A 612-nucleotide genomic window follows, 5' to 3' on the forward strand; every position below is an offset into this window, starting at 1 on the left:
GCCGTATGCCGCGACGAGTGGCACGTACGGTTCTGAGGGGGCCGGGGCGCAGTGATGCGCTCCGGCTACCCGACAACGACGCGCTGCGCGCGCGGGAGGACGCCCGCGCGCAGGGTGCGGCGTTTCCTAAGACCGGGAGCCTGTCCACGGTGTTGATCACCGAGGCGAAGAAGACGCCCCAACGGCGGTGGCTGGGCGAGGTGTCGGCCGTGGTGCTGCAACAGGCGCTGCGGGACCTGGACGCCGCGTATAAGAACTTCTTCGACTCCCTGAAGGGAAAGCGCCCGAAGATGGGGGCGCCCCGGTTCAAGTCCCGCAAGGACACCCGGCAGTCGATCCGGTTCACCGCCAACGCCCGCTGGAAGATCACCTCGGGCGGGGACCTGTCCCTGCCCAAGATCGGCAATGTGCGGGTGCGGTGGTCGCGCACCCTGCCCTCGGCCCCCTCCAGCGTGACCGTGGTCAAGGACAGCGCGGGACGGTACTTCGCGAGCTTCGTCGTCGACACCGGCCGCGACGAGACGCTGCCCGAGTCCGAGTCCGCCGTGGGCATCGATCTCGGCCTGAGCCACTTCGCCGTCCTGTCGGAGGGCACCAAGATCGAGGCGCCCC

Annotated in this window: 1 protein-coding gene; it reads left to right on the forward strand. The window is 69.6% G+C overall.

Annotation, left to right across the window (positions count from 1 at the left end; translation table 11 throughout):
• Positions 1-17: 17 nt before the first annotated feature.
• Positions 18-612, forward strand: a 595-nt coding sequence (locus ABD848_RS24905; protein WP_344977663.1) for an RNA-guided endonuclease InsQ/TnpB family protein, incomplete at its 3' end; no start/stop codon positions are given.

The sequence above is a fragment of the Salinactinospora qingdaonensis genome (assembly GCF_039539445.1).
Classification (GTDB): Bacteria; Actinomycetota; Actinomycetes; order Streptosporangiales; family Streptosporangiaceae; genus Salinactinospora; species Salinactinospora qingdaonensis.